Annotated in this window: 23 protein-coding genes; 15 read left to right on the plus strand and 8 right to left on the minus strand. The window is 72.1% G+C overall.

Features of this window, described 5'->3' with window-relative positions; all coding sequences use genetic code 11:
- Nucleotides 1–214: 214 nt before the first annotated feature.
- From ELQ39_RS10985 to ELQ39_RS10995, 3 genes are all read left to right on the plus strand, one after another.
- Nucleotides 215–1,426: a pyridoxal phosphate-dependent aminotransferase gene (locus tag ELQ39_RS10985; RefSeq protein WP_242591776.1), complete on the plus strand. Its 1,212-nt coding sequence runs from the start codon at nucleotides 215–217 to the stop codon at nucleotides 1,424–1,426.
- A 113-nt stretch (nucleotides 1,427–1,539) separates the two neighbouring features.
- The gene (locus ELQ39_RS10990; RefSeq protein WP_190002374.1) at nucleotides 1,540–1,965 is read left to right on the plus strand and encodes an SCO4983 family protein; all 426 of its coding nucleotides are present in this window, start codon (nucleotides 1,540–1,542) and stop codon (nucleotides 1,963–1,965) included.
- Nucleotides 1,966–2,209: 244 nt separating this feature from the next.
- Nucleotides 2,210–2,758: a GNAT family N-acetyltransferase gene (locus ELQ39_RS10995; protein ID WP_242591777.1), complete on the plus strand. Its 549-nt coding sequence runs from the start codon at nucleotides 2,210–2,212 to the stop codon at nucleotides 2,756–2,758.
- A gap of 21 nt (nucleotides 2,759–2,779) precedes the next feature.
- On the opposite strand, the gene ELQ39_RS11000 is transcribed toward ELQ39_RS10995, so the two are convergent.
- Complete coding sequence (locus ELQ39_RS11000; RefSeq protein WP_242591778.1) at nucleotides 2,780–3,676, minus strand: alpha/beta fold hydrolase; 897 nt, start codon at nucleotides 3,674–3,676, stop codon at nucleotides 2,780–2,782.
- Nucleotides 3,677–3,908: 232 nt separating this feature from the next.
- On the opposite strand from ELQ39_RS11000, the gene ELQ39_RS11005 reads away from it, so the two are divergent.
- From ELQ39_RS11005 to ELQ39_RS11015, 3 genes are read left to right on the plus strand one after another with little or no spacing between them, the layout of a single operon-like run.
- Nucleotides 3,909–4,514, plus strand: a complete 606-nt coding sequence (locus ELQ39_RS11005; protein ID WP_242591779.1) for a DUF6058 family natural product biosynthesis protein — start codon at nucleotides 3,909–3,911, stop codon at nucleotides 4,512–4,514.
- Between the two features lie 57 nt (nucleotides 4,515–4,571).
- A complete protein-coding gene (locus tag ELQ39_RS11010; RefSeq protein WP_242591780.1) occupies nucleotides 4,572–5,771 on the plus strand; it encodes an AAA family ATPase in 1,200 nt (399 codons plus the stop codon).
- 7 nt (nucleotides 5,772–5,778) lie between these two features.
- The gene (locus tag ELQ39_RS11015) at nucleotides 5,779–7,401 is read left to right on the plus strand and encodes a VWA domain-containing protein (RefSeq protein ID WP_242591781.1); all 1,623 of its coding nucleotides are present in this window, start codon (nucleotides 5,779–5,781) and stop codon (nucleotides 7,399–7,401) included.
- Between the two features lie 331 nt (nucleotides 7,402–7,732).
- On the opposite strand, the gene ELQ39_RS11020 is transcribed toward ELQ39_RS11015, so the two are convergent.
- Nucleotides 7,733–9,553, minus strand: a complete 1,821-nt coding sequence (locus ELQ39_RS11020) for a phosphoenolpyruvate carboxykinase (GTP) (protein ID WP_242591782.1) — start codon at nucleotides 9,551–9,553, stop codon at nucleotides 7,733–7,735.
- A gap of 325 nt (nucleotides 9,554–9,878) precedes the next feature.
- On the opposite strand from ELQ39_RS11020, the gene trhA reads away from it, so the two are divergent.
- From trhA to ELQ39_RS11035, 3 genes are all read left to right on the plus strand, one after another.
- Nucleotides 9,879–10,592, plus strand: coding sequence for a PAQR family membrane homeostasis protein TrhA (gene trhA, locus ELQ39_RS11025; protein ID WP_190002367.1), 714 nt, complete (start codon nucleotides 9,879–9,881; stop codon nucleotides 10,590–10,592).
- 122 nt (nucleotides 10,593–10,714) lie between these two features.
- Nucleotides 10,715–11,347, plus strand: coding sequence for a TetR/AcrR family transcriptional regulator (locus tag ELQ39_RS11030; RefSeq protein WP_443334335.1), 633 nt, complete (start codon nucleotides 10,715–10,717; stop codon nucleotides 11,345–11,347).
- 33 nt (nucleotides 11,348–11,380) lie between these two features.
- Nucleotides 11,381–12,115 carry a Mut7-C RNAse domain-containing protein gene (locus tag ELQ39_RS11035; protein WP_190002365.1) on the plus strand — a complete coding sequence of 245 codons (735 nt, stop codon included), beginning with the start codon at nucleotides 11,381–11,383 and terminating at the stop codon, nucleotides 12,113–12,115.
- A gap of 10 nt (nucleotides 12,116–12,125) precedes the next feature.
- Here the strand turns inward: ELQ39_RS11035 and ELQ39_RS11040 are convergent, their stop codons facing one another.
- Nucleotides 12,126–14,180, minus strand: coding sequence for a thioredoxin domain-containing protein (locus ELQ39_RS11040; protein ID WP_242591784.1), 2,055 nt, complete (start codon nucleotides 14,178–14,180; stop codon nucleotides 12,126–12,128).
- Nucleotides 14,181–14,364: 184 nt separating this feature from the next.
- Between ELQ39_RS11040 and ELQ39_RS11045 the strand changes: the two genes are divergently transcribed.
- Both ELQ39_RS11045 and ELQ39_RS11050 read left to right on the plus strand, forming a co-directional pair.
- A complete protein-coding gene (locus tag ELQ39_RS11045) occupies nucleotides 14,365–15,612 on the plus strand; it encodes an MFS transporter (protein ID WP_242591785.1) in 1,248 nt (415 codons plus the stop codon).
- A 40-nt stretch (nucleotides 15,613–15,652) separates the two neighbouring features.
- Nucleotides 15,653–16,345 carry a TetR/AcrR family transcriptional regulator gene (locus ELQ39_RS11050; protein ID WP_242591786.1) on the plus strand — a complete coding sequence of 231 codons (693 nt, stop codon included), beginning with the start codon at nucleotides 15,653–15,655 and terminating at the stop codon, nucleotides 16,343–16,345.
- 72 nt (nucleotides 16,346–16,417) lie between these two features.
- On the opposite strand, the gene ELQ39_RS11055 is transcribed toward ELQ39_RS11050, so the two are convergent.
- A complete protein-coding gene (locus ELQ39_RS11055; RefSeq protein ID WP_242595583.1) occupies nucleotides 16,418–16,732 on the minus strand; it encodes a response regulator transcription factor in 315 nt (104 codons plus the stop codon).
- A gap of 225 nt (nucleotides 16,733–16,957) precedes the next feature.
- Between ELQ39_RS11055 and ELQ39_RS11060 the strand changes: the two genes are divergently transcribed.
- Genes ELQ39_RS11060 through ELQ39_RS11075 form a run of 4 tightly spaced genes read left to right on the plus strand, consistent with a single transcriptional unit; the run spans nucleotide 16,958 to nucleotide 20,966 of the window.
- Nucleotides 16,958–17,602 (plus strand): YczE/YyaS/YitT family protein, encoded by a 645-nt coding sequence (locus tag ELQ39_RS11060; protein ID WP_242591787.1) that lies wholly within the window; start codon nucleotides 16,958–16,960, stop codon nucleotides 17,600–17,602.
- Nucleotides 17,603–17,635: 33 nt separating this feature from the next.
- Nucleotides 17,636–18,358, plus strand: a complete 723-nt coding sequence (locus tag ELQ39_RS11065; protein ID WP_242591788.1) for an O-methyltransferase — start codon at nucleotides 17,636–17,638, stop codon at nucleotides 18,356–18,358.
- The gene (locus tag ELQ39_RS11070; protein WP_242591789.1) at nucleotides 18,355–19,914 is read left to right on the plus strand and encodes an MFS transporter; all 1,560 of its coding nucleotides are present in this window, start codon (nucleotides 18,355–18,357) and stop codon (nucleotides 19,912–19,914) included. The genes ELQ39_RS11065 and ELQ39_RS11070 overlap by 4 nt, the downstream gene beginning before the upstream one ends.
- Nucleotides 19,911–20,966 carry a LysR family transcriptional regulator gene (locus tag ELQ39_RS11075; protein WP_242591790.1) on the plus strand — a complete coding sequence of 352 codons (1,056 nt, stop codon included), beginning with the start codon at nucleotides 19,911–19,913 and terminating at the stop codon, nucleotides 20,964–20,966. The genes ELQ39_RS11070 and ELQ39_RS11075 overlap by 4 nt, the downstream gene beginning before the upstream one ends.
- On the opposite strand, the gene ELQ39_RS11080 is transcribed toward ELQ39_RS11075, so the two are convergent.
- The 4 genes from ELQ39_RS11080 to ELQ39_RS11095 all read right to left on the minus strand — a co-directional run bounded on the left by ELQ39_RS11080 (nucleotide 20,895) and on the right by ELQ39_RS11095 (nucleotide 24,333).
- Nucleotides 20,895–21,530: a TetR/AcrR family transcriptional regulator gene (locus ELQ39_RS11080; RefSeq protein WP_242591791.1), complete on the minus strand. Its 636-nt coding sequence runs from the start codon at nucleotides 21,528–21,530 to the stop codon at nucleotides 20,895–20,897. The two genes, ELQ39_RS11075 and ELQ39_RS11080, sit on opposite strands and share 72 nt — an antisense overlap.
- Entirely contained in the window at nucleotides 21,527–22,753 is a 1,227-nt protein-coding gene (locus ELQ39_RS11085) for a chorismate mutase (RefSeq protein ID WP_242591792.1), read from the minus strand. The genes ELQ39_RS11080 and ELQ39_RS11085 overlap by 4 nt, the downstream gene beginning before the upstream one ends.
- Before the next feature lies 1 nt (nucleotide 22,754).
- The gene (locus ELQ39_RS11090; protein ID WP_242591793.1) at nucleotides 22,755–23,516 is read right to left on the minus strand and encodes an AfsA-related hotdog domain-containing protein; all 762 of its coding nucleotides are present in this window, start codon (nucleotides 23,514–23,516) and stop codon (nucleotides 22,755–22,757) included.
- 205 nt (nucleotides 23,517–23,721) lie between these two features.
- Nucleotides 23,722–24,333 (minus strand): acyltransferase, encoded by a 612-nt coding sequence (locus ELQ39_RS11095; protein ID WP_242591794.1) that lies wholly within the window; start codon nucleotides 24,331–24,333, stop codon nucleotides 23,722–23,724.
- Between the last annotated feature and the right edge of the window lie 43 nt (nucleotides 24,334–24,376).

Below are 24,376 nucleotides of genomic sequence, written 5' to 3' on the forward strand. Positions count from 1 at the left end.
ACGACGCACCCTCCCGGCGGCCGGGCGCGGGACGGCCTCCAGGGTCACCCCTGGACCTGGGGAAAGAGGGGCCGGGCGTGGGGAGGCCCGGTGTGGAGGTGATGGAGGCGTCCGCCCGCGATCGCCACGCCGAGGACAAAACCACCCGAACCGACGCGTCTCACGTGGCGGAAAACACGGCCCGAAGGGCCATACCGGGCCGTAAGCTCCCAGCATGCAGGTGATCCAGTCGACCAAGCTCGCCAACGTCTGTTACGAGATCCGGGGCCCGGTGCTCGAGGAGGCGATGCGGCTGGAAGCTGCCGGTCACCGCATCCTCAAGCTGAACACGGGCAACCCGGCGGCGTTCGGCTTCGAGTGCCCGCCCGAGATCCTCGAGGACATCCTCCGCAACGTGTCGTCGGCGCACGGCTACGGAGACGCGAAAGGCCTGCTGGCCGCGCGCCGGGCCGTCGTCATGCACAACCAGACGCTCGGCATCGAGACCGACGTCGAGCACGTCTTCATCGGCAACGGCGTGTCCGAGCTGATCGTGATGGCGATGCAGGGCCTGCTGGACGACGGCGACGAGGTGCTGGTCCCCGCGCCGGACTACCCGCTGTGGACGGCGGCCGTCTCCCTCTCCGGCGGCACGGCGGTGCACTACCGCTGCGACGAGCAGTCCGACTGGATGCCCGACCTGGCCGACGTGGAGCGCAAGGTCACCGACCGCACCAAGGCCCTCGTCGTCATCAACCCGAACAACCCGACCGGCGCGGTCTACGACGAGGCGGTCGTCAAGGGACTCACCGACATCGCCCGCCGCCACAACCTGCTGGTCTGCTCGGACGAGATCTACGACAAGATCCTCTACGACGACGCGCGGCACGTGCCGACCGCGAAGGTCGCCCCCGACCTGCTCACCCTCACCTTCAACGGCATGTCGAAGGCGTACCGGGTGGCCGGCTACCGGGTGGGCTGGATGTCGATCTCCGGCCCGCGCGCCCACGCCGACTCCTACATCGAGGGCCTGACGGTCCTGGCGAACATGCGCCTGTGCGCCAACATGCCCGGCCAGCACGGCGTGGTCGCCGCGCTCAGCGGACGCCAGACGATCAACGACCTGGTCCTGCCGGGCGGACGGCTGCGCGAGCAGCGGGACGTGGCGTACGAGCTGCTCACCCAGATCCCGGGCGTGAGCTGCGTGAAACCGAAGGGCGCGCTGTACCTGTTCCCGCGCCTGGACCCCGAGGTCTTCAAGATCAAGGACGACCGGCGGATGGTGCTGGACCTGCTGCGCCGCGAGAAGATCATGGTCGTGCAGGGCACCGGCTTCAACTGGCCGGAGCCGGACCACTTCCGCGTGGTCACGCTGCCCTCGGCCACGGACCTGCGGGACGCGGTCGGCCGCATCGCACGCTTCCTGGACGGCTACAGCCAGCACTGACAGCCGCGCACCCGCGCATCGACGCACTGAGTGCCGATCACTTTCGACCGCGACTCAACTTTAGACAGAATCTAAGCTAGGATGGCTTCCTGTCAGCACCCAGGAGGCCATCCATGTACGAACCGATCCGCTCCAAGTCGGTCCACAGCACGATGGCCGGCCCTGACGACTTCCCCCACAGGTCCCGCGAGGAGGAGCTGGACATCCAGCTCGCGGGCCATCTCGCCGCGCTGCTCGCCGTCACCGACGAGCTGCGCATGGCGGCGCCCTCGGCCGATCTGGACACCGCGGCCGAGCGGCTCACCCAGGAGATCATCCGCCTGCGGGGAGGACGTACGCCGGCCCGTGCGACCACGTCCACGCGCGGCCGCGAGCCGGACGCGACGGCCCTGCACCGGAAGGCGCACGCGCTCGCCGGGCGCGCCCTGGTCGTCGCCGCGTCCCGCGCGGACACGGCGGCGGCGATCCTGGCCGCCGAGCGGATGGACGCGCACACCGCGGCTCTGAAGCCGCGCCCGCTCGCGTCCTCCGCGCACTGAGCCCCTCACCGGGCTCCCCTCCACGGCCCCGGTCCGCGCGCACCCGCAGCGACGCGCGGACCGGGTGCCCTCTCACTTCGCCGGCCGGCCCGCGTACGCCGACGCGCCCGCCGCGCCGCGGATCTCCGGGAGCGCCGAGTACGCGTCACCCTCGCCTCCGGGCCGACGCCGTGCAGGCCGGGGCTGTGCGCCGCCGGCAGAAACCCAGGTGGCCACGGCGGGCGACCTGGGTAAGGTCGGGCGAATGTCCGAGCTGAAACGGCTGCACGCCGGTCACGCCGCGGCGGTCCTGGCCTTCGAGCGGGCGAACCGCGCCTACTTCGCCGCCTCCGTCCCCGACCGCGGCGACGAGTTCTTCGACCGGTTCACGGCCCGGTTCAACGCCTTGCTGGCCGAGCAGGAAGCGGGTGTCTGCGCCTTCCACGTGCTCGTCGCCGAGGACGGCTCGGTTCTCGGCCGGTTCAACCTGATGGACATCGAGGACCGCACCGCGGAACTCGGCTACCGGGTCGCCCAGCGTGTCGCCGGTCGTGGCGTGGCGACCGCGACCGTCCGGGAGCTGTGCCGGCTGGCGGCGGCCCAGTACGGGCTGCGCACCCTGCGGGCGGCCACCACCCTCCGCAATGCCGCCTCGCAGAAGGTGCTGGCCAAGGCCGGATTCGTCCCCGCCGGTCCGGCCGACCCGGCCCACCTCAGTGGTGAGCCAGGCACCTGGTACCAGTGCGACCTGGTGCTCCAGCCGGACCGTGCGAACATGCCGGGGCGGCTGAGGGAAGAGGACGGCCACCGCTGACCATCGGTGTGCACCGGCCTCTCACCGACGTGGGGGCCGGGCCCGCCCGTCACCCGCCGTCACCTGTCCGAGCGTGAGCATCGCCTCGGTGACCGCGCCGGCCGCCGTGTCGGGGATCGTCGTGGCGGCCTCCTCGAGGACGAGCAGCCGTGCTCCGGGGATCTCGCGTGCGATCGCCTCGGCGTTGCCGACGGGGAAGAACGGGTCACGGCGTCCGTGGACGACGAGTGTGGGGAGCTTGATCTCCGGCAGGCGCTCGCGCCAGCGGGGTGCGCAGTCGAGCCTGGAGAACACCATGCCCAGCTGGTTGGCCATCTGGACCGCCGGCGCGGTGCCCGGCGTGCGGTCCCAGATGCGCGCGGCGACCGCGCGTGCGGCGACGGGGTCGTCGCCGAGGATCTCCGCCCCGGCGGCGGCGAAGTCCGCGACCGCCTCCCTGTCGCTCCAGTCGGGCATCGGGTGCCCGAACAGCCGGCCCATCGTGCCCTGGTCGTGGTCGGGGAGGTCGTCGTCGGACGGGCCGGGCGCGACCGCGCGGGTGCCGACCAGCGTGAGCGCCGAGAACGCGTCCGGGTGGTCGAGCGCGGCGACCTGGGCGACCATCCCGCCGACGCCGATCCCGGCGAGGTGCGCGGGGCGGCCGCCGAGCGCGTCGGTGAGGGCCGCCGCGTCGGCCGCCAGGTCGCGCAGGGTGTAGGCGGGGGCCTCCGGGTCGAGCGTCGTCGACGCGCCGCTGTCCCGCAGGTCGTAGCGCACGACGCGGCGCCCGCCGACGGCGAGGCGCTCGCACAGCGCGTCGGGCCAGGAGAGCATCGTCGTCCCGCCCGCGAGCAGGACGAGCGGCGCGTCGTCGTCACCGAACGACTCGACGCCCAGGGTGACCCCGTTGGCTTTGACGGTGGTGGTGTGACCAGTCATGACGGAGCAGACTCCGTCCGCCGCCCGAACTCATCGCTCACCCGCCGGACGATCGGAGCACCCTACGGCGGCTGCCCCGCTCCTCCTTAGGGTCGGTGGCAGGTCGGCGGCAGCACCGCCGTCGGAACGTAACGGACTCCGTCCACAGTTCGGTGTGCGCCGAACCGTCCGGCCCGTAGCGTGCCGAGTCCCGCGCGGGAGGGGCCCGCGCCGGTGACCTGGAGGTTCACCCGTGCCGGAGACGGATCTGAAGCAGCGGCTCGCCGAGCGGTTCCGGAAGGTCAACGGGGACCATCCGATGACCGCCGCGGACGACGCGTACGTCAGCGCGCAGTTCGTCGTCCTGGAGGAGCTGTGCGCGGTACAGAGCCGCGATCCCGAAGATGTGCGCCGGCTGATGCTGGACGGGCGTCTCCCGCTCCCGGGCTATCTGCGGTCCGACGGTGCCGAGATGGTGCCGGCCGACCTGTTCGCGCTCGCCGACGAGGCCGGCGGCGTGGAGCTGCTCGAAGCCTGGTTCACCGCCCACTGGGCCGACCCGGCCGCCGGGAAGGCGGAGTGGGACGCGTATCTCAGCGGGCAGTACGTGTGCCTGCACTCGGTGACCCCGGCCACCATCCGGCGGAAGGACCAGCTGACGGCCGCGATCGGCGCCGCCGTCGACGATCCCGACGCCGATGCGGTGCGGCTGCACGCCCTGGTCGACGAGCTCGACGCCCTGGAACCGGCGTTCACGGCCTACGACCGGCTCCGCTTCGGCGGCCCCACGTCCCGCGACACCTGCGTCGACGCGGTGCGAGCCCGCTTCCCGCGCCCGGACCGGCCCGGGCGTGGGTAGCGTTGGCCGCACGGGTGACCGAGGACGCCCCTGGGCGGGGACGGGGAGGTACACGGCATGGCGGGGGACGCGCAGGACACGGCGCTGCGGCTGCGGGCGGTCTGCGAGGAACTGTCGGAGCGGTTCTTCGAGCGGGACGACGTCGTACGGACGCTGGTGGTGACGCTGCTGGCCGGGCAGCACTCGCTGGTGCTGGGCCCGCCCGGCACGGCCAAGTCGGAGCTGGCGCGGGAGCTGACGGGCCGGATCGACGGGGCCGCGTACTGGGAGATCCTGCTGTCGAAGTTCACCGCGCCGACGCGGATGTTCGGGCCGATCGACGTGGCCGCGCTGGCGCGGGGCGAGTACCGGCAGGTGTACGACGGGCGGGCGACGACCGCGCACGTCGCCTTCATCGACGAGATCTTCAAGTGCTCGACGGCCGCGCTGAACGAGACGCTCGGCTATCTCAACGAACGGATCTACCACCCCGAGAACGGCGGCGCCCCGATCCGCTGCCCGCTGATCGGCGCGATCACCGCGAGCAACGAACTCCCCGACGGGGAGGACTCCGCCGCGATCTACGACCGGCTGCTGGTGCGGATCGAGGTCGGCTATCTGGAGGACCCGTCGAACTTCGCCGCGCTGGTGCGGTCCGCCGTCGGCCGGCCCGCCGGACCCCCGTCGCGCACCACCCTCGGACTGGGCGCGCTCCAGCGGGCGGTCACCGAGGGCGTCCCGGCGGTGGGGGTGCCCGACGCGATCGTGGACGCGGTGGTGACGCTGCGGGCGGCCCTGCGCCGCAAGGAGCTCGTCGCCTCCGACCGGCGGTGGCGGCAGGCGGTCGGTCTGCTCCAGGCGTCCGCGTACCTGGACGGGCGGACGGAGGTCGCCGGGACCGACCTGTCGGTCCTGGCCCATGTGCTGTGGGACTCTCCCGCCCAGCGCCCGGTCGTGGAGCGGGAAGTGCTGAACCTGGTGAACCCGGACGCCCGGGAGGCGCTCGATCTGGCCGACGTCATCGAGGAGCTGGAGGCGCAGCTCGACGCGATGGCCGGACAGTCGCGGGAGGCACTGAGCGAGTGGGTCATCAAGAACGCCCACCACAAGCTGGCCATGGCGGGCAAGCGGCTGGAGCGGCTGCGGGAGGAGGCCGCGGCGGCCGGCCGGTCCACGGCGACCGTCGACCGGGTGACCGGCCGCCAGCGCGCGGTCCGCGCCCGGGTGCTCACCGAGGCGCTGGGCGTGGACGCGTCCATGGTGCCGACCCGGCTCTGAGACGCGTATGGACGAGGAGACCGAGCGGCTCGACGCGCTCACCCAGCAGGCCGGCCGGTGGCTGGCCCTGTCCGCCTCCCCCGCCGAACGGCACACCACGGCCGTGGTCGCGGGGCCATACGACCGGGTCGCGTGGCGCGACGTGTACGCGCGGTCGGCGGCACTGCGTGAGCTGGCGGCGCAGCTCCTCACCCGCCACGCGCACGCCCCCGACCTGCTGGCGGACGTCTTCCTGTGCGCGTACCAGGCAGCCCCGCGCCTGCGGGACAGCACGGTCATGGCGCCGTCCCGTCTGCTCCACCACCAGGTGGTCACGGCGCTCACGCAGTCCCCCGGCTTCGCCGCCCTGCGCCGGGACACGGCGGGCGACGCCTACGCCGCCGCCATGGCCGTGCTCGCCCAGGCCTCCGCGCTGCGGGGGCTGCTGGAGCGGTCACGGGAGGTGCGGGAGCGGACCGGGCGGGCGGACCGGGCCCGGCAGGAGGCCGAGGCCGCGGCGGCCGCCGTGGGCGAGGCGCTGCGGCAGGCCGCGGAGAAGGCCGACGGGCAGGGGCAGGTGCCCGCGCCGGTCGCCGCCGCCGTGCGCCGGGCGGTCGGGGCGGCCGAGGCCGCCGAGGACGAGGCCCGGCGGGAGGACGGCGCCGCCGCGCAGGCGATGGCGGCGGCGGTCCCCGGCATCCGGTCCGCCGCCCGGAACGCCGCGTCGGCGGCGGCCGAGGCCGTCCGGCAGGAGGCGGCGCTGATGCGGGCGTGGGGCGTGGACGCGGGCGAGACGGAACGAATGCCGTTCGAGGAGCGCGCCCGCCTCGCCGAACGGCTGCGTTCCGGGCGTCTCGCGCGGTGGGCCGAACTGATCGGCCGCTTCCGGCAGATGGCGGCCGGCGAACGCGCCCGCAAGGTGGAGCACGCCACCGGCGAGCTGGTCGGCGTCACCCTCGGCGACGACCTCTCCCGCGTCATCCCCTCCGAGCTGGCCGTCCTCGGCGTGCCGGAACTGCGCGCGGTGTTCGCCGCGCGGTACGCCGCCGGGGAGCTGATGCTGTACGACAGCCGGGGCGAGCAGGGCACCGGCAGGGGCGCGGTGATCGCGTGCGTGGACACGTCGCACTCCATGTACGCGGAAGGGCCCGGCGGGGTCACCCGGGAGGCGTGGTCGAAGGCGTGCGCGCTGGCGCTCCTGGACCAGGCGCGCCACGCCGGCCGGGACTTCGTGGGCATCCTGTTCTCGGCCGCCGACAAGCTCCAGGTCTTCCGCTTCCCGGGCGACCGGCCCGCCCGCGTCACCGACGTCCTGGACTTCGCGGAGACGTTCCTCGGCGGCGGCACCGACTTCCAGCGCCCGCTGGGCACGGCGGCGAAGATCCTGGAGGAGGAGTTCGACGACGCGTCCCGCGCCCGCGGCGACATCGTCCTGATCACCGACGACGCCTGCGAGGTCTCGGAGACATGGACCCGCCTGTGGAACGAGATCAAACGCCGCCTGGACTTCCGCCTGTTCGGCATCGCCATCGCCACCCCCGGCACGGCCACCGCCTCGGGCTCAATCCTGGAGTCCCTCTGCGACAACCTCCGCACGGTCGACGACCTGACGGACGTCCACAGGGCGGCGGACCTGTTCCGCGTGATCTGACCGCGCGCAGGACGTGATCCGGCCGCGCGCAGGACGTGATCCGGCCGCGCCCGGGACCGACAGCCGGACGCCCCGGTCCAGGAAGAACCGGGGCGTCCGTCGGGTCTCGGCACGTTCGTGAGCCCCTGGGCAGGGCCGTGCCGAAGGGGGCGAGGGCGGGCCCTGAGCCGCGGGTTCCCGTCGGGGCGGACGGGAGGGGCGGCGCCGGGACCGGTACCCCGCACGCCGTTGTGCGGGGCCCCGCCGGTGTGTTCCGCGGCCGGCCGTGGCGTGACGATCGCTGGTCAGGGCATCCTCGTGCCGGCCGGCCGCGGGGTCTGTGCGGGCGTGGTCAGCCCAGGCGCTCCACGAGCGCGCGGTGCTGGTCCCACAGCTCCTTCGGGGTGTGGTCGCCGAAGGTGTTGAGGTGCTCGGGGACCAGGGCGGCCTCCTCGCGCCACACCTCCTTGTCCACGGTGAGCAGGAAGTCCAGGTCGCTGTCGGAGAGGCCGAGGCCGTCCGTGTCGAGGGCGGCCTTCGTCGGCAGCACGCCGATCGGGGTCTCGACGCCCTCCGCCTTGCCCTCCAGGCGCTCCACGATCCACTTCAGGACACGGGAGTTCTCGCCGAAGCCGGGCCAGACGAACTTGCCCTCGTCGTTCTTGCGGAACCAGTTGACGTAGTAGATCTTCGGCAGCTTGGACTGGTCCTTGTCCTTCGCCACGTCGATCCAGTGGGCCATGTAGTCGCCCATGTTGTAGCCGCAGAACGGCAGCATGGCGAACGGGTCACGGCGCAGCTCGCCGACCTTGCCCTCGGCGGCGGCGGTCTTCTCGGAGGCCACGTTGGCGCCGAGGAAGACGCCGTGGTTCCAGTCGAAGGACTCCGTCACCAGCGGCACGGCCGTGGCGCGGCGCCCGCCGAAGAGGATCGCGGAGATCGGCACACCCTTGGGGTCCTCCCACTCGGGCGCGATGATCGGGCACTGCGACGCGGGCACCGTGAAGCGGGCGTTGGGGTGGGCGGCCGGGGTCCCCGACTCCGGGGTCCAGTCGTTGCCCTTCCAGTCGGTGAGGTGGGCCGGGGTCTCCTCCGTCATGCCCTCCCACCACACGTCGTTGTCGTCGGTGAGGGCGACGTTGGTGAAGACCGCGTTGCCCCACAGGGTCTTCATCGCGTTGGCGTTGGTGTGCTCGCCGGTGCCGGGCGCGACGCCGAAGAAGCCGGCCTCGGGGTTGATCGCGTAGAGGCGGCCGTCCTCGCCGAAGCGCATCCAGGCGATGTCGTCGCCGATGGTCTCGACCGTCCAGCCGGAGATCGTCGGCTCCAGCATGGCGAGGTTGGTCTTGCCGCACGCGGACGGGAAGGCCGCGGCCACGTACTTGGACTCGCCCTGCGGCGGCGTGAGCTTCAGGATCAGCATGTGCTCGGCGAGCCAGCCCTCGTCGCGGGCCATGACGGACGCGATGCGCAGGGCGTAGCACTTCTTGCCGAGCAGGGCGTTGCCGCCGTAGCCGGAGCCGTAGGACCAGATCTCGCGGTCCTCGGGGAAGTGCGAGATGTACTTGGTCTGGTTGCAGGGCCAGGGGACGTCCTCCTGGCCGGGCTCCAGCGGGGCGCCGACCGAGTGCACGGCCTTCACGAAGAAGCCGTCGTCGCCGAGCTCGTCGAGGACGGGCTGCCCCATGCGGGTCATGGTGCGCATGGAGACGGCGACGTACGCGGAGTCGGTGATCTCCACGCCGAGGGCGGACAGCGGCGAGCCGAGCGGGCCCATGCAGAAGGGGACGACGTACATGGTGCGGCCGCGCATGGAGCCGCGGAAGACGCCCTTCTCGCCCTGGAAGATCTCCCGCATCTCCGCGGGGGCCTTCCAGTGGTTGGTCGGGCCGGCGTCCTCCTCCTTCTCGGAGCAGATGAAGGTCCGGTCCTCGACCCGGGCGACGTCGGTCGGGTCGGAGGCGGCGTAGTAGGAGTTGGGACGCTTGACCGGGTCGAGCCTGGTGAACGTGCCCTTGGCGACGAGCTCCTCGCACAGGCGCTCGTACTCGGCTTCCGAGCCGTCGCACCAGACCACGTTGTCCGGCTGCGTCAGCTCTGCGATCTCGTCGACCCAGGAGATCAGTCCCTGGTGGGTGGTGGGGACGCCGGGTTCCGCGATGTCGCGCGCCACGTTTGCTCCTAAGTGAGGGTTTTTTGGTTGGAGGCCCCGTGGGGGCTGCGACCCGGATGCGTGAAAGTGGTGACTCTGGCGCTCATCCGGTGTCGACCGCACTCATTTGATCATCCGATGCGCGCGCCCATCTGTCCAGAGGGCCGCACAAGTGAGCAACGTGACGCTGACCACGGCTGGCGTGCGGCTTTACGCGAACGTTGGGCGAACGAAACCGATTCTTTGCGTGACGCGGCGCACCGGCCCGCATGAGAGGATGGCCACTTCACGAGCCCAACAGGTCGCTCGGAGGTGTAACTTACGGTCCCGTAGGTACCATGCGAGCATGACTGCGTTCGCCCCCGATACGCCCAAGGACCCTCAGGCCCAAGGCCGGGGCCCGGTGGCGACCTCTCTGCCGCACCCCGTGAAACCGAAGCTCCGCGGCTGGCTCCACCTCGGCATGTTCCCGGCAGCGCTGGTCGCCGGTCTGGCCCTCACCGCGTTCGCCGACTCCCCCCGGGGCCGCCTCGCCTGTGGCGTGTACGCCCTCACCGCCTGCCTGCTCTTCGGCGTGAGCGCGCTGTACCACCGGGGCAACTGGAGCCCCCGCATGGACGGGGTGCTGCGCCGCCTCGACCACGCCAACATCTTCCTGATCATCGCGGGCACCTACACCCCATTGACGATCATGCTGCTGCCCGACTCCAAGGGCCGCTTGCTGCTGTGGGGCATATGGGCCGCCGCGGCCGCCGGAATCATCTTCCGCGTCTTCTGGGTCGGCGCCCCGCGCTGGCTCTACACGCCGTGCTACATCGCGATGGGCTGGGCCGCGGTGTTCTACCTGCCGGACTTCATGCGCACCGGCGGCATCGCCGTCGTCGTCCTGGTCGTGGTCGGCGGCCTGCTCTACAGCGCCGGCGGCATCGTCTACGGCATCAAGAAGCCCAACCCGTCACCCCGCTGGTTCGGCTTCCACGAGGTGTTCCACTCCTTCACCCTGGCCGCCTTCATCGCCCACTACGTGGGCATCTCGCTGGTGGCCTACCAGCACGCGTAGGAAGCCCCCCCGGGGGGACGGCTCCCCGCCCCGCCACAAGGCCGCGGCATCGACGCCGCGGCCTTTCCGTGCCCGCACCCGATCCCTGCAGGGGGAGGGGCCCGTGCCCGACAATGAACGTCATGACGGCCGCACGATCCCCCCGCGCCCCCGACGCCCCGCCGCGCCCCGGACTGCGCGAACGCAAGAAGATCAAGACGCGGGAGGCCATCCGCGGCGCCGCCTACGCGCTGGTGGAGGAGCAGGGGTACGACGCGACGACGATCGAGCAGATCGCCGAGCGCGCCGAGGTGTCACCGTCGACCGTCTTCCGCTACTTCCCCACCAAGGAGGACATCGTCATCACCGACGAGTACGACGAGCCGCTGCTCGCCGAACTCGCCGCACGGCCCGCCGACGAACCCTGGACCGACTCCGTCCGGTACGTGATCCGCAAGGCCGTCCGCCTCGCCATGACCGAGCAGCCGGAGATCACGGAGCTCCGCGCCCGGCTGGTCCTGGAGGTCCCCGCGGTCCGCGCGCGGATGCGGGAGGCCCTCACGGGCATCGGGCGGACGCTCGCCGAGGCCGTCGTCGGCCGCACCGGGCTCGACCCGGACGGACTGGAGGCGCGGGTGCACGCGATGTCCCTGGTCGGCGGCCTGCTGGAGGCCACCGTGTACTGGGCCGAGCACGGCCACCGCGACGACTACGCCGACCTCGCCGACCGGGCGATCCACGTGATCGAGCACGGCCTGCCCGCCGCGAAATCCTGAGGCGGCGCGCACCGGACATGCCATCCTGACCGGGTGAACGGTCCCGAGATCCATGTCGAGTTCGCCCCCGAGCTGCTTGTCTTCGTCCCCCAGGCGCGCGCCACGGGCAGCCTCAGGACGGTCACCGACGGCTTCTCCGCCCTCGGTCACGTCGTCGAGTCCCTCGGCGTCCCGCTGACCGAGGTCGGCACCCTGCTGGTGGACGGCCGCGAGGCGCCCACCGGGCACGTCCCCGCCGCCGGCGAGTCGGTGACCGTCCGCCCCCACGCGCACCCGCAGCGGGTGCCCGGCGCTCCCCTGCGCTTCCTGCTCGACGTCCACCTCGGCACCCTCGCCCGACGGCTGCGGCTGCTGGGCGTGGACACGGCGTACGAGTCGACCGACATCGGCGACCCGGCGCTGGCCGCCCGCTCCGCCGCCGAGAAGCGGGTCATGCTCAGCCGCGACCGGGGCCTGCTGCGCCGCCGCGAGCTGTGGGCGGGCGCCTTCGTCTACAGCACCCGCCCCGAGGAGCAGCTGGCGTACGTCCTGGACCGCTTCGAGCCCGAGCTGCGGCCCTGGACCCGCTGCACCGCCTGCAACGGGCTGCTGCGCGCGGCCGGCAAGGAGGACGTCGCCGACCAGCTCAAGGAGGGCACGCACCGCACGTACGACGTGTTCGCCCAGTGCGCCGACTGCGGGCGCGCCTACTGGAAGGGCGCGCACCACGAGCAGCTGGAGGCGATCGTGGAGCGCGCGGTGGCGTCGCGGGCGGACCGGGGCCTCTGAGACCTCCCGCCTACCGGGCCCCCGACGACGCGCGTCCGCCGAGCGCCGTGCGCAGGCGGCCGGGGTCGGTCGTCGGGGCGTCGCAGGTGAAGTTGCGGCAGACGTAGGCGGCCGGGGCGCCGCCGACGAGGGGACGGTCGGCGAGCAGCGGGAACTCGTCGCCGCCCTCCGTGCCCACCGCGACCACCGCGCCGGGCGCCGTGCCCAGCAGGGCGGTGCGGTGCAGCTCCGCGGTCGCCGGATCGTCCGTGCCCCGCCCGACCACCGCGACCTCGCGCGGCCCGTCCAGCACGGCCTCGGCGACGGCCAGCCCCCAGCCGATGAACCGCGGCACCCGCGGGCCGAGCGTCTTCACCACGCCCAGGGCCCGCTCGGCGGCCGCTCGGTGCGGCTCGGAGCCGGTGTGCGCCGCATAGCCCAGCAGCGCGCCCGCGGCGGCGGTCCAGCCGGACGGGGTGGCGTTGTCCGTGGGGTCCTGCGGGCGCCGGATCAGCCGCTCCGCGTCCGACGCCGTGTCGAACAGCGCGCCCGACTCCGCGTCCAGGAAGCGGGACAGCACGTGGTCGACGAGCAGGCCCGCGAAGTCCAGCCACACGCCCTCGCCGGTCACCGACGCCAGCGCCAGGAAGCCCTCGGCGACGTCGGCGTAGTCCTCCAGCACGCCCGCGTTGGCGCCCGCCTGCCCGTCCTTGCTGGTCCGGGCGATACGGGCCTGCTCGTCCAGGTGCACCCGCACCAGCAGGTCGCCGGCGGCCACCGCGGCCTCCACCAGGTCCGGGCGGTCGAAGTAGGCGCCGGTCTCGGCGAGCGCGGCGATCGCCAGGCCGTTCCAGGCGGCGACCACCTTGTCGTCCCGGCCGGGCGCGGGCCGCCGGGAACGCGCCTCGAGCAGCCGTTCCCGGACGCCGTCGATCCGGGCCGCGTCGACCACCTCGTCGCGCTGCGGCAGCCGCAGCACCGACGCGCCCTCCTCGAAGGTGCCCTCCTCGGTCACCCCGAAAAAGCGGGCGGCCAGGTCCGCGTCCGCGTCGCCGAGCACCTCGCGCAGCTGCTCAGGCGTCCACACGTAGTAGGCGCCCTCCACATGCCGCCCGGTGCCGTCGTCGCTGTCGGCGTCCAGCGCGGAGGCGAAGCCGCCCTCCGGTGTGCGCAGTTCGCGGACCATGAAGTCGGCCGTCTCCAGCGCCACCCGCCGCGCGAGCTCCGAGCCGGTGGTCCGCCACAGGTGGGCGTAGACGCGGCACAGCAGGGCGTTGTCGTAGAGCATCTTCTCGAAGTGCGGGACCACCCAGTCGCGGTCCACGGAGTAGCGGGCGAAGCCGCCGCCGAGCTGGTCGTAGATGCCGCCGCGCGCCATCCGCTCGCAGGTGTCCGCCGCCATCTGCAGCGCGCCCTCCGCGCCGGTGCGGGCGTGGTGGCGCAGCAGGAACTCGATCACCATGGACGGCGGGAACTTCGGCGCCCCGCCGAACCCGCCGCGCTGCGGGTCGTACTCCCGGGTCAGCCCGAGCAGCGCCTGCGCCAGCTCCTGCTCGCCCGGCGCCTCGTCGCCGCCCACGGACAGCTCCCGGCCCGCCAGGTCCCGCGTGATCTTGCCGGCGACCTCGCCGACCTCGTCCCGCCGCTCCTCCCAGGCCTGCCGGACGCCCTCCAGGACCTGCCGGAACGAGGGCATGCCGTGCCGGGGGGCGGGCGGGAAGTAGGTGCCGAAGTAGAACGGTTCGGCGTCCGGGGTGAGGAACACCGTCATCGGCCAGCCGCCCTGCCCGGTCGCCGCCTGCACGGCCTCCATGTAGACGGCGTCGACGTCGGGGCGCTCCTCGCGGTCGACCTTGACGCTGACGAAGTGCTCGTTCAAGTAGTCGGCGGCGGCCTGGTCCTCGAAGGACTCGTGGGCCATCACGTGGCACCAGTGGCAGGCGCTGTACCCGACGCTCAGGAAGACCGGCACGTCGCGCCGCCGGGCCTCCTCGAACGCCTCGGGACTCCACGGCCACCAGTCGACCGGGTTGTCCGCGTGCTGCAGGAGATAGGGGGACGTGGCCTGCGCGAGTCGGTTCGGCATACCTCCATCCTCGCGCACTCCGCCGGCGGAACGGGGCGAGGGACGCACCCGAGACGCTTGAATGGACGCGGCGTCCACACTAGTCTGAGTAGACACAACGTCGCGTCTTTTCATGCGCAGACGTACCACGCGCACGCCTCGTCGCGTCGCTGCTCCGTCCATCCGCTCACGAGAGGCCACAGCAGTGGGGAACCCGACCGTCCGCGCCGTCGACCGGACCGGCGCCCGAACACCGGCACGCGGCACCGGCCTCGCGGTGTCCAGCGTGGCTTTCGCCTTCTGGATCACCATGGCCGGCACCACCGCTCCCACACCGCTCTACCCGCTGTACGGCGCGGAGTTCGGCTTCACGCCGTTCACCGTGACCGTGGTCTTCGCCGTCTACGCACTGGGCGTGGTCCTCGGTCTTCTGGCGTTCGGCCGGCTGTCGGACCAGGTGGGACGCCGCCCAGTTCTGCTGACCGCCACCCTGCTCTCGGCCTGTGCCGCGCTGGTCTTCCTGCTGGCCCAGAACGTCACCGTCATGCTCGTCGCCCGGGTGATCTCCGGATTCTCCGCAGCCCTGGTGACCGGCGCCGCCACCGCCTCGCTCACCGAGCGGCTCGGACAGGACAGCCGGATCAAACCCGCCACCCTCGCCCTGTTCGCCAACATGGGCGGCCTCGCCTGCGGCACCCTGCTGGCCGGCATCCTGGCCGACATCGCCCCGTCACCACTGCGCACCCCCTGGGTGTTCATGCTGGTCCTCGCCGCCTTCGCCGCGCTCGGCGTCCTGCTCAACGGCGAGAGCTCCGCCCACCGGTCCGGCCTCTCCCTCCAGTTCCAGCCGCTGCACATCCCCGGCGAGATCCGCCCGGACTTCCTGCGCTCGGCGATGGCGGCGGGTGCGGGCTTCGCGGTCCTCGGCGTCCTGACCGCGGTGACCGGCCTGTTCCTCGGCACCGTGCTGCACGAGGACAGCCACACGCTGACCGGCTTCGTGGTCTTCGTCGCCTTCGCCTGCACCGCTCTCGGTCAGCTCTTCGTCCGCACCATCAGGCCGGGTGTCGCCTTGCCCCTGGCCTGTCTCGGCCTGATCGCCGCGGCCGGTCTGATCGCCACCGCCATGGCCACGGGCACCCTCACCCCGCTGCTCGCCGGAGCCACGCTCAACGGACTGGCGACGGGCATCGCCGTGGGTCACGGCATCGGCGGCATCACCACCCGCAGCGCTCCGCAGCACCGCGGAGCCTCCGTCTCCACCTTCTTCGCCATCCTCTACACGATGCTCGCCCTGCCCGCGATCGGGGTGGGCGTCCTGATCCGCGAGACCAGCCTGCGTCCGGCCGGGGAGACGTTCAGCGCGGTGGTGGCCGCGCTGTGCCTGGGCGTCCTGCTCAGCCTGGTACGCACCGGCCGGAACGCCCGCGTGACGCCGCCCGGTGCTGCCTGACGAGGGGAGGCACCTGAGCCCGTCCCCGGGCCGCGGCACTGTGCCAGAATCTCACCGACGGACACGATCGAAGGGTTACGGAGCCATCAGCGCCACGCGGGAATCACGACCGGCCGGCGAGCGGACCAAGGTCGTCAGCCGTACCGGGCCGCACCGCAGCGAGAGCGTCCGGCTGGCCGTCCTGAACGCCGCCGACGATCTCCTCGTCGAGCGGGGGTTCGCCGCCCTGACCATCGAGGGCATCGCCCAGCGCGCGGGCGTGGCGAAGCAGACGATCTACCGCTGGTGGAAGTCGAAGGTCGACATCCTCCTCGACACGCTCACCGACGACGCCCGCGACGCCCTGCAGTGGCATCCGGCCGAGGGCGACAGCGCCGAGGAAGCCCTCTCCGCCCACCTCCGACGCGTGTCCGACTTCTTCGAGGAACCGGCCGGCCGGGTGCTGCAGGCTCTCCTCGGCCACGCCCAGCTGGACGAGGACACGGCCAAGTCCCTGCGGGCCGGCTTCCTCAAAGATCAGCGGGCGCTGGACACGGCAGGGCTGCGCGAGGTCCTGGCCCGTGAGGACGTCACCGTCGACGACTCCGGCCTCGACCTCCTCGTCGACATGATGCTCGGTCCGCTCCACTACCGCGCGCTGGTCTTCGGCTCCCCCATCGACAAGGGCCTGGTGGACACCACGGCCCGGGTCACACTCGCCCTGGCACGCGAGCTGTCCGCCGCTCGGTCCTGAACCGGTCGCGCAACGGGTCACAACCGCAGCACGAGGGCCCCGGCACGGATCGCCGGGGCCCTCGTGCTGCGATCAGTGCAGGCTGATCCAGCCGCTCCTTATCGCCTCGATGACGGCTTCGGTGCGCGACGCTGCGCCCAGTTTGATGAAAATCGAATGCAGATGGACTTTGACGGTGCGCTCGGAAATCCCGAGCAGTCGGGCCACCATACGGTTGGAGCGACCGTCCTTGATCCCGTCCAGAACCTGACGCTCCCGCGGCGTGAGCGGAGAAGCCGGCCTCGGCACCGCGGGAGCCGGTTGCGACTGCCCTGCCGGCAAAGGGGAATGTAATCCTTCGGCCACGGGACGGGATACGCCAGACATGTGTTTCCCCCTGTCATGCATGGTCACTACTCCACGATGATTGCACATCGCGAAATGAGTATATGGTCCGGATCGAAAGCCCTGGATCAAACGTGTGCTTCTTCACAGGAGATGGTCGCACACTAAACCATCTCCGATCCGGCAAGGAGTCGGCGTGAAGCTTCCGCTTGCAGAAAATGTACGTTGCATACATTGCACTGGATCACATAGGCACCCCAGCATAGAGTGAGCCTCGGAGGTGAGCCGATGCTCATTGCCCGCACAAGGCGAAACAATTACTTCCTCTATCTCGCCGGCTGCCTCGTATTCTCCGGTGGCGCCTATCTCTTCATGCACTCGGAACTCGGCACCGACCCTCTCGACGTCTTCTGCCTCGGCCTGATGGAGCACCTGCCCGTGACGGTCGGCCTCTCGCAGACCCTGGTCGCCGTGATGCGCCTGGTCAGCGTGGCGCTGTGGACTCGGCGACGGCCGCTGCCGGGCCCGTTGTTCACATTCTTCTTCTGCGGCGGCATGATCGACCTGCTGCGTTGGTCCGATCCCGCCCGGGCGCTTCCACTCTCTTCCGTGGGCATTCTCGCGCTTGCCGTGCTGCTCTGTGCCTACGGATCCGCGCTCATCATCATGAGCGGATTCGGAATTCGGGCGATCGACCTGCTCGCTCTCACCATGACCAGCAGGTGGCGCTGGCCTTTCTGGGTGACAAAAGGCCTCATCGAAACAGCCCTGATGCTCTCGGGATGGCTCATGGGCGGCCCACTGGGAATCGGGACCGCATGTTTCCTGCTGGGCGTCGACCTATTGATCCAGCCGCTGGTGTTCGCCCATTCGAGAATGCTACGCATCCCGAATCCCGAATTGCTCGAACGCCCCCTTCGAGCCCCTCGCTGAATTCTCTCGTTCGATCTCAAGAGGAGCACACCCATGCCGTCCTCCCTGTCCTCTCCCCGGGTCCGCACGGTGCTGGACGCCATCGCCGCCGAGCAGCAGCGCGTGGACGCGGTCGAACAGCCGGAATTTCTCGACATCGTCCGGCGGCGTACAACTCCCTGGACTCCGCGGGAACTCGTGGACGCCTGTGCGTCCGGCTACTACGCGGCACCGGCGGCCATCGGCCGAATGCTCTACACATGTGTCCGCGCGATGCGCCCGCGGGTGGTTTTCGAATTCGGCACCTCCTACGGGTTCACCGCCATCCATATCGCCGCCGCGCTCCGGGACAACGGAGCCGGAAAGCTGTACACGGTGGATCTCCACGAAGGGAAGTGCGCGGCGGCCCGGGAGCACCTGAAATCGGCCGAAGTGGACGAGTACGCCGAGGTGATCACGGGAGAGGCTGCGGACGTCCTGTCTTCCTTCCCGCTCGTCGCTAAGTCGACGGAACCGGTCGACCTGCTCTATCTGGACGGCTGGGCGGACTTCTACCTCGACGTCGTCCGGGCCGCCGAGCCCTGGCTGCGCACCGGCGCACTGGTGCACGCGGACGACACGGAGAAGTTCGCGGCGGGCGCCCGCCCCTACCTCGAGTACGTCCGTGATCCGCAGGGCGACTACGTGTCCGTCGGGATCACCGACGGCCAGGGGCTCGAACTCTCCACGTACACCGGTCCCGCCCGCACCGGACGCCCGGAACGGACCGCCGCATGAGCACGGTGTCGCCCACCGGTGCCGCGCCGGGATCCGCAACGGCACCGGGCGGGCGCCGCCCCGGTGCGGGCACGGCCGCCGCGGCCCTCGGCCTGTGCGTGATGCTGGTGTTCGGTCTCGGCGCCGGTGTGAACCTCGCCGTCGGCCGGCTGGCCACCAGTGCCCTGCACCCCTCGCCCACGGAAGTGCTGTGGATCATCGACAGCTATTTGATCGTCTTCGGCTGTCTGCTCATCCCCGCCGGGGCGGTGGGTGACCGCTACGGCCGCAAAGGCGCGCTGCTCACCGGCCTCGCCCTGACGGTGACGGGATCCCTGGCCTCCGCGGTCGCACCGACCGTCCCCCTGCTGCTCGCGGCTCGCGCGGTCACCGGGGCCGGAGCGGCTCTCATCCTGCCCAACAGCCTGCCGCTGCTGATCAGTTGTTACCCCCCGGAGAAGCGCGGGCACGCTGTCGCGCTGTGGACCGCGCTGAGCGGTGGGGGCGGCGTCGCGGGCAATGTCGTGGGCGGCGCCGTACTGGAGTACTTCGACTGGCAGGCGCTGTTCGCGGTGGCGGCTCCCCTCGCTGTCTGCGGGCTCGCCGCGACGGCCGCGAGCGTGCCACGCGTTCCGCGTCACGACCATGTGATCGACACGGGCGGAGTGCTGCTGCTGGTCGTGACCGTCTGCGGCGTGCTGTTCGGCATCATCGAAGGACCGGAACTCGGCTGGACTTCTCCCGGGGTGCTGCTGGCGTTCGGTTCAGCCGCCGGATTCCTCCTCGTGTTCTGCCGCTATGAGCTCCGCCGGAGGCACCCGCTGCTGGACCCCCGGGTGTTCCGCCGCCCGGGCATGCGGGCCGGGACTCTCGGCATCACCGTGTCCTTCGTCGCGATGTACTCGGTCTTCTGCCTCAACGGCCAGTACCTGATGGACGTCAAGGACTACCCGGCCGTCCTGGCCGGGCTCGGAACAGCTCCGCTCGCCGTGGTGATCTTCCTGGTCTCCCCCCGGGCCGCACGGCTGGCCGACCGGTTCGGCGCCCGTCCCGTCGTCGCCTGCGGGCTGCTCGTCGTGGTGGCCGGCCTGGGGCTGTTCTCCCTGTGCGGCCCCGCCACCCCGTACCTGCTGTACGCCGGGTGCATCGCCGTGGTCGGTGCGGGTTCGGGGCTGTCCAATCCGCCGCTGTCGAACGCCGTCGTCACCTCCGTGCCCGCCCACCAGGCGGGTGTCGGTTCCGGAGTCAACAGCTTCAGCCGCGAGATCGGCGGGGCGCTGGGTTTCGCCGTGTTCGGCACCCTGCTCAACACCCGGTTCGCCGCGGCCCTCCCGGACGGGCTGCGGCTGCCCGGCGGCTCCGCCGGGGGGCAGGCCCTGGGCTCGGTTCTGCACGGCGTCGAGCGGTCCGGAGCCGGGGCGGAACCGCTGTCGGCGCAGGTGCGCGAGGCGTTCGCCACGGGGATGGCCGAGTCGTTGCGGGTGATCGGGCTCGTACTGCTCATCGCTGCTTTCCTGGTCGTAACGTGGCTGAGGCCAAGGCGACAGCAGCAGCGCATCCCTGGGGAGAAGCAGTGAGCAAGACCGGTGTCGGCGACCAGGGCGACTGGGCCGACGACCTCTCCGGCCATCATGCGTGCACCGTGGACCTGCGTCTGCTCCCGGCGCTCGACGCCCTGTTGCAGGAGGGCAGCGTCACCGGCGCGGCAGAACGGCTGGCGCTGTCCCCTCCCGCCATGAGCCGTGCGCTGGCCAAGATCCGCCGTGCCCTCGGCGACCCCGTCCTGGTCCGCGCCGGACGTGGTCTGGTGCCGACGCCCAGGGCACTGGAACTGCGGCCGAAGGTGCGCGCCCTGCTGGGAGAAGCCGAGTCCCTGCTGTCCCCCAGCCGGCAGGAGGATCTCACGCAGGTCTCCAGGACGCTCACCATAGTGGCGGACGAGGCCTACGCGGCGGTGCTGGCACCGGTGCTGCTGAACCGGGCGAGCGTGCAGGTGCCGCTCGCCCGGTTCGCGTTCACCGTGGAGAGCACGCACGGCAGCTCTCCCCTGCGGGAGGGCGCCGTGGACATCGAAGTCGGCATCATCGACGAACCCAGCCCGGAACTGCGTATCGAGCCACTCTTCGAGGACCGCTTCATGGGCGTGGTCCGGGCCGGGCATCCGCTGCTGGACGCGGAGGTGACCGCGCAGTCGTTCGCGTCGGCACGCCATGTCAGCGTCTCCCGCAAGGGCCGGATGACGGGACCGATCGACACCGCGCTGCGCGCCATCGGCCTGCGCCGGGAGGTGATCGCCTCCGTGCCGGACTACGGCGCGGCGCTGCTGATGATCCCCTCCACCGATCTGGTCACCGCGATGCCCCGCTCGCTCGCCGCCAGCGCAAGGCGGTCCGTCCCGATCGAGCTGTTCGAGCTGCCGGTGAGCACGGAGCCCATCAACATATGCCAGGCGTGGCACCCCCGGCACGAGACCGAACCCGTCCATGTGTGGCTTCGCGATGCCGTACGGTCCGCGCTCACCCGCCCGCAGGCCCCGGCTCCGCCCGGCGGGCTGCTCTCATCGGGTCCGCCGGCCGCCGGCGAGCGACCGGACCGGCCCTTCGAGCAAGGCGGTGACGACCGGCGTTGAGGAGGCCGGGTCCGGGACGCCGGAGCGAGCCGTGTCCCGGCCGGCCACGGCGCCGGTGACCGCGCCCAGGAGCAGCCGCGCGGCGATCCGGGGCGCCATGTCGTCACGTACCTCGCCACGGGTGGCCGCCTGCTCCAGCAGCTGTGCCAGGCGCTGCACCACCGCCTCACGGCACGCGGCGTCCGCCGGGTCCCGGCTCGGCGCGCCGTCGGATCCCCAGAACAGGGCATGCCGGACCGGATCGGCCACGCCCGCGCGAGCCAGCGCGTCGAGCAGCGAGGTGATCCGGTCCGCCGCGGGGCAGTCGTCCGCGGCGGCGCTCGCGGCCAGCGCGTCCCGCACCTCGGCACGCACCGGAGCCGTGACCGCACGGAGCAGCTCGGCCCTGTCGCGCACATGCCGGTACAGCGCCGCCTTGGTGACGCCGAGTCGGGCGGCGACGTCGTGCATGCTCGTCGCGTCGGCCCCCCGCTCGTGGAAGAGCGCGGCCGCGGCTGCGAGGACGTCCCCGCGCCCGCGGCGCGGGGACGGCGGCCGCACGGCCGCCACCGGCCGCGGCGTCATGTCCCGGACCGCCCCCGGCACAACTCCAGCAGCGCCTCGGCGAGAGACGTACCGCTCTCGCCCAGCTCCTGGGCGTACCGGTCTCGCACGGCCAGCTCCCGGCCCGTGTCGAGCGGTGAGCCGCCTCGCTCGGTGCGGATCCGCTGGATCTCGCGGGAGGCCGCCAGCCGTTGCTTCAGCGTGCCGATGAGACTGCGGTCCAAGGCGTCGATCTGTTGCCGCAGCCGCGCGATGTCCCGTGCGGTGGGCTCGCTGTCGTGGCCGCCTGTGACGGTGGCTCCGAGGTCCATGACCGTGATGCTCCGTTCGTACTCGTACGAGGGGATGCCGGGCGGCGCCGGGTCTCGTGCGGCGCCCGACGCGCAGGGAAGGGCGGCGGTCGTCGAGGGGTACGACCCGAGGGGCCGAAGACCGGGGACTCGCGATTGCAGCAAGCCGGCCGCGCGTGCCGTGGCCGCCGTCCGGACGCTGCCCGGGAGGTCGACGAAGAGACAGCAGCGGTCCCGTCCGTCGGGCAGCACGTGCAGGGACGCACCGCGCAGCAGAGGGTGGCGGTACAGGGGACCCAGCAGCCCTCGCAGGTCCTCGGGTCCGCCCCTGTGTCCTCCGACCAGGCAGGTGCGGTCGGCCTGCCGGCGCCGCACCGCGGCGGGTGCGCCGGGGAGCGCACACAGCAGGAAGGTGGTGGTCGCACCGGCGGTGTCCTGCAGTCCTGTGGCCAGGGCCCGCAGTCCGTAGGGCGCGGCGGTGAATTCGCCGGCCACGGCGGCGTCGCACACGCCGTCCCGCACCCGGCGTGCCGCCTCGGCGTTGGACGGGGCCGCGGTCCAGCGGGCCCACGGCAGGCGGCTGTCGAGCCAGCCGCCGACCTGGGCCCGGGCATGCGGGTGGCCGCTCACCGTGCGGATCCGGGCGAGCCGCGTACCGGGGCGTACCAGCAGGGCGAACTCGACGCGGAGCACGACGTCCACGAGCACCTGCACCGGCGACCCGGCCAGCGCGCGCACGGTGTCCGCGACCGGCCCGGCCACCGTGTTGTGCACGGGGAGCATGGCGGCGTCCACCGCTCCCCGGCACACCAGCCGTAGTGCCTCCCCGGCCGTTGCGGCCGGCGTCAGCCGGGCACCCGCGGACTCCGGGAGCGAGCGAAGGGCCTGTTCCGTGAAGGTGCCCTCCGGTCCCAGATACGCCAGCCGGCGCATGGGCTGTACCGACGTCCCCATGTCAGGCGGTGGCGAGCGCCGCGTCCACCGTGGCCGCCGCGGCGCCCTTGGCCCGGCGCAGTTCCTTGTCCTCCAGCAGTCCGGGGGCGAACGCCGCCGCGTCCACCGTGACCCGCGCCGCGTCCCGTGCGGCCTGCTCGACGACCACCGTCGTACGCAGCGTCAGCCGGCTGGGTTCCGACAGGTCGGCCTCGTCCACGGTCAGCCGCAGGGTCGCGCCCACGGGGAAGAGGAAGTTGCTGAACGCGGTGTTCATCGAGTTGAGGACGATGTAGTAGCGCTGCTGCGGCCAGCGTGAGGTGAAGAAGCGCTCCACCACGGCGAGGAACATCTGACGGGCCGCCTCGATGACCACCATGCCCTGCACGTGCACCCGGTCCTGCACGTCGACGAGCAGTTCGTTGTGGTCGTGCAGCCGGAGTGCCGCCTCGAAGGTGCTCTCGCCGGTCTGCGTGAGACCGGCCACCAGGACGTTGTCCTCGCGGGCCTTGTGCAGCTGCTGCCGGGGCGCCGGCTTCCCGGCGGAAGGCACCAGCACGATCCGGTCGCCCAGCTGCCGCCGCTGGACGGCGTCCTCGAGGTAGGTGATCTCGTACTCGCCTATGCCCTGGCCGGCGACCACGAACACCGGTCCCGCCACGGCGTCCAGATCGCCCGCGTCGAGCAGGCGGGCGAGACCTGAGAACGTGTCGGCCCCGACGGCTTCGGCGAAGTCGCGGAACCGGTCGCCGACGACGAGCCGGGAGGTGACTGTGCTGCTCATGGCTGGCCTCCTGGGTGGGAAGAACCGCGGCCCGGTGCGCCGCGGGAAGCCCCTTCAGCGTCGGCTTTCGCCACGAGGGCCGGTAGTCGCCTGTTGGGCATAGGAACGAGGTACTAGGCCCCCTCCTGGACGGCCGCCGGCAACAGGCCTGCGACAGAAGGAGGCCCTCCCCGGGTTCCGGGGAGGGCCTCGGCGGCCGGTGGCTTCAGCGGGCGCGATAGGCGTGCAGGGTGACGTGCTCGGGCTCGGCGTCGTCCGCGGTGTCCTCGGGCGCCGCGCGCTCGGTGACGGCCGGAGCGGGGTGCAGTCCGGCGATGCAGCGCTGCGCCAGTTTCTGGTACTGCCGTGTCCCGTTGCCCTTCCAGGCGATCTCTTCGGCGGTGAGTTCGCGCACCACCTTCGCCGGAGTGCCGGCCACCAGATGCCGTTCCGGGACGTGGAAGCCCGACTTGACGAAGGCCGCGGCGCCGACGAATGCCTGCCGGCCCACGACGACCCCGTCCATCAGGACGGATCTCATGCCGATGAGACTGTCCCGGCCCACCCGGCAGCCGTGCAGCACGCTGCCGTGGCCCACGTGCCCGTCCTCCTCCACGACGGTGTCCGCGCCGGGGAAGCAGTGCAGTACGCAGCCGTCCTGGATGTTGGAGCCGGCTCGGAGCTCGATGTGCCCGAAGTCGCCGCGCAGGCTGGCCAGCGGGCCGACGTAGCAGCCGGGGCCGACCTCCACCGAGCCGATCAGTACCGCGTCGGGGTGGACGAACGCGGTCGGGTGGACGGCGGGGACCTTGCCTTCGAAGGAGTAGATCTGTGCCATGTCGGGCTTCACCGTTCGTCGATGCGGGGGCGGGGCTGGTGCG

Origin of the sequence: Streptomyces sp. GB4-14, from assembly GCF_022696125.1 — a bacterium.
Taxonomy (GTDB): domain Bacteria; phylum Actinomycetota; class Actinomycetes; order Streptomycetales; family Streptomycetaceae; genus Streptomyces; species Streptomyces werraensis.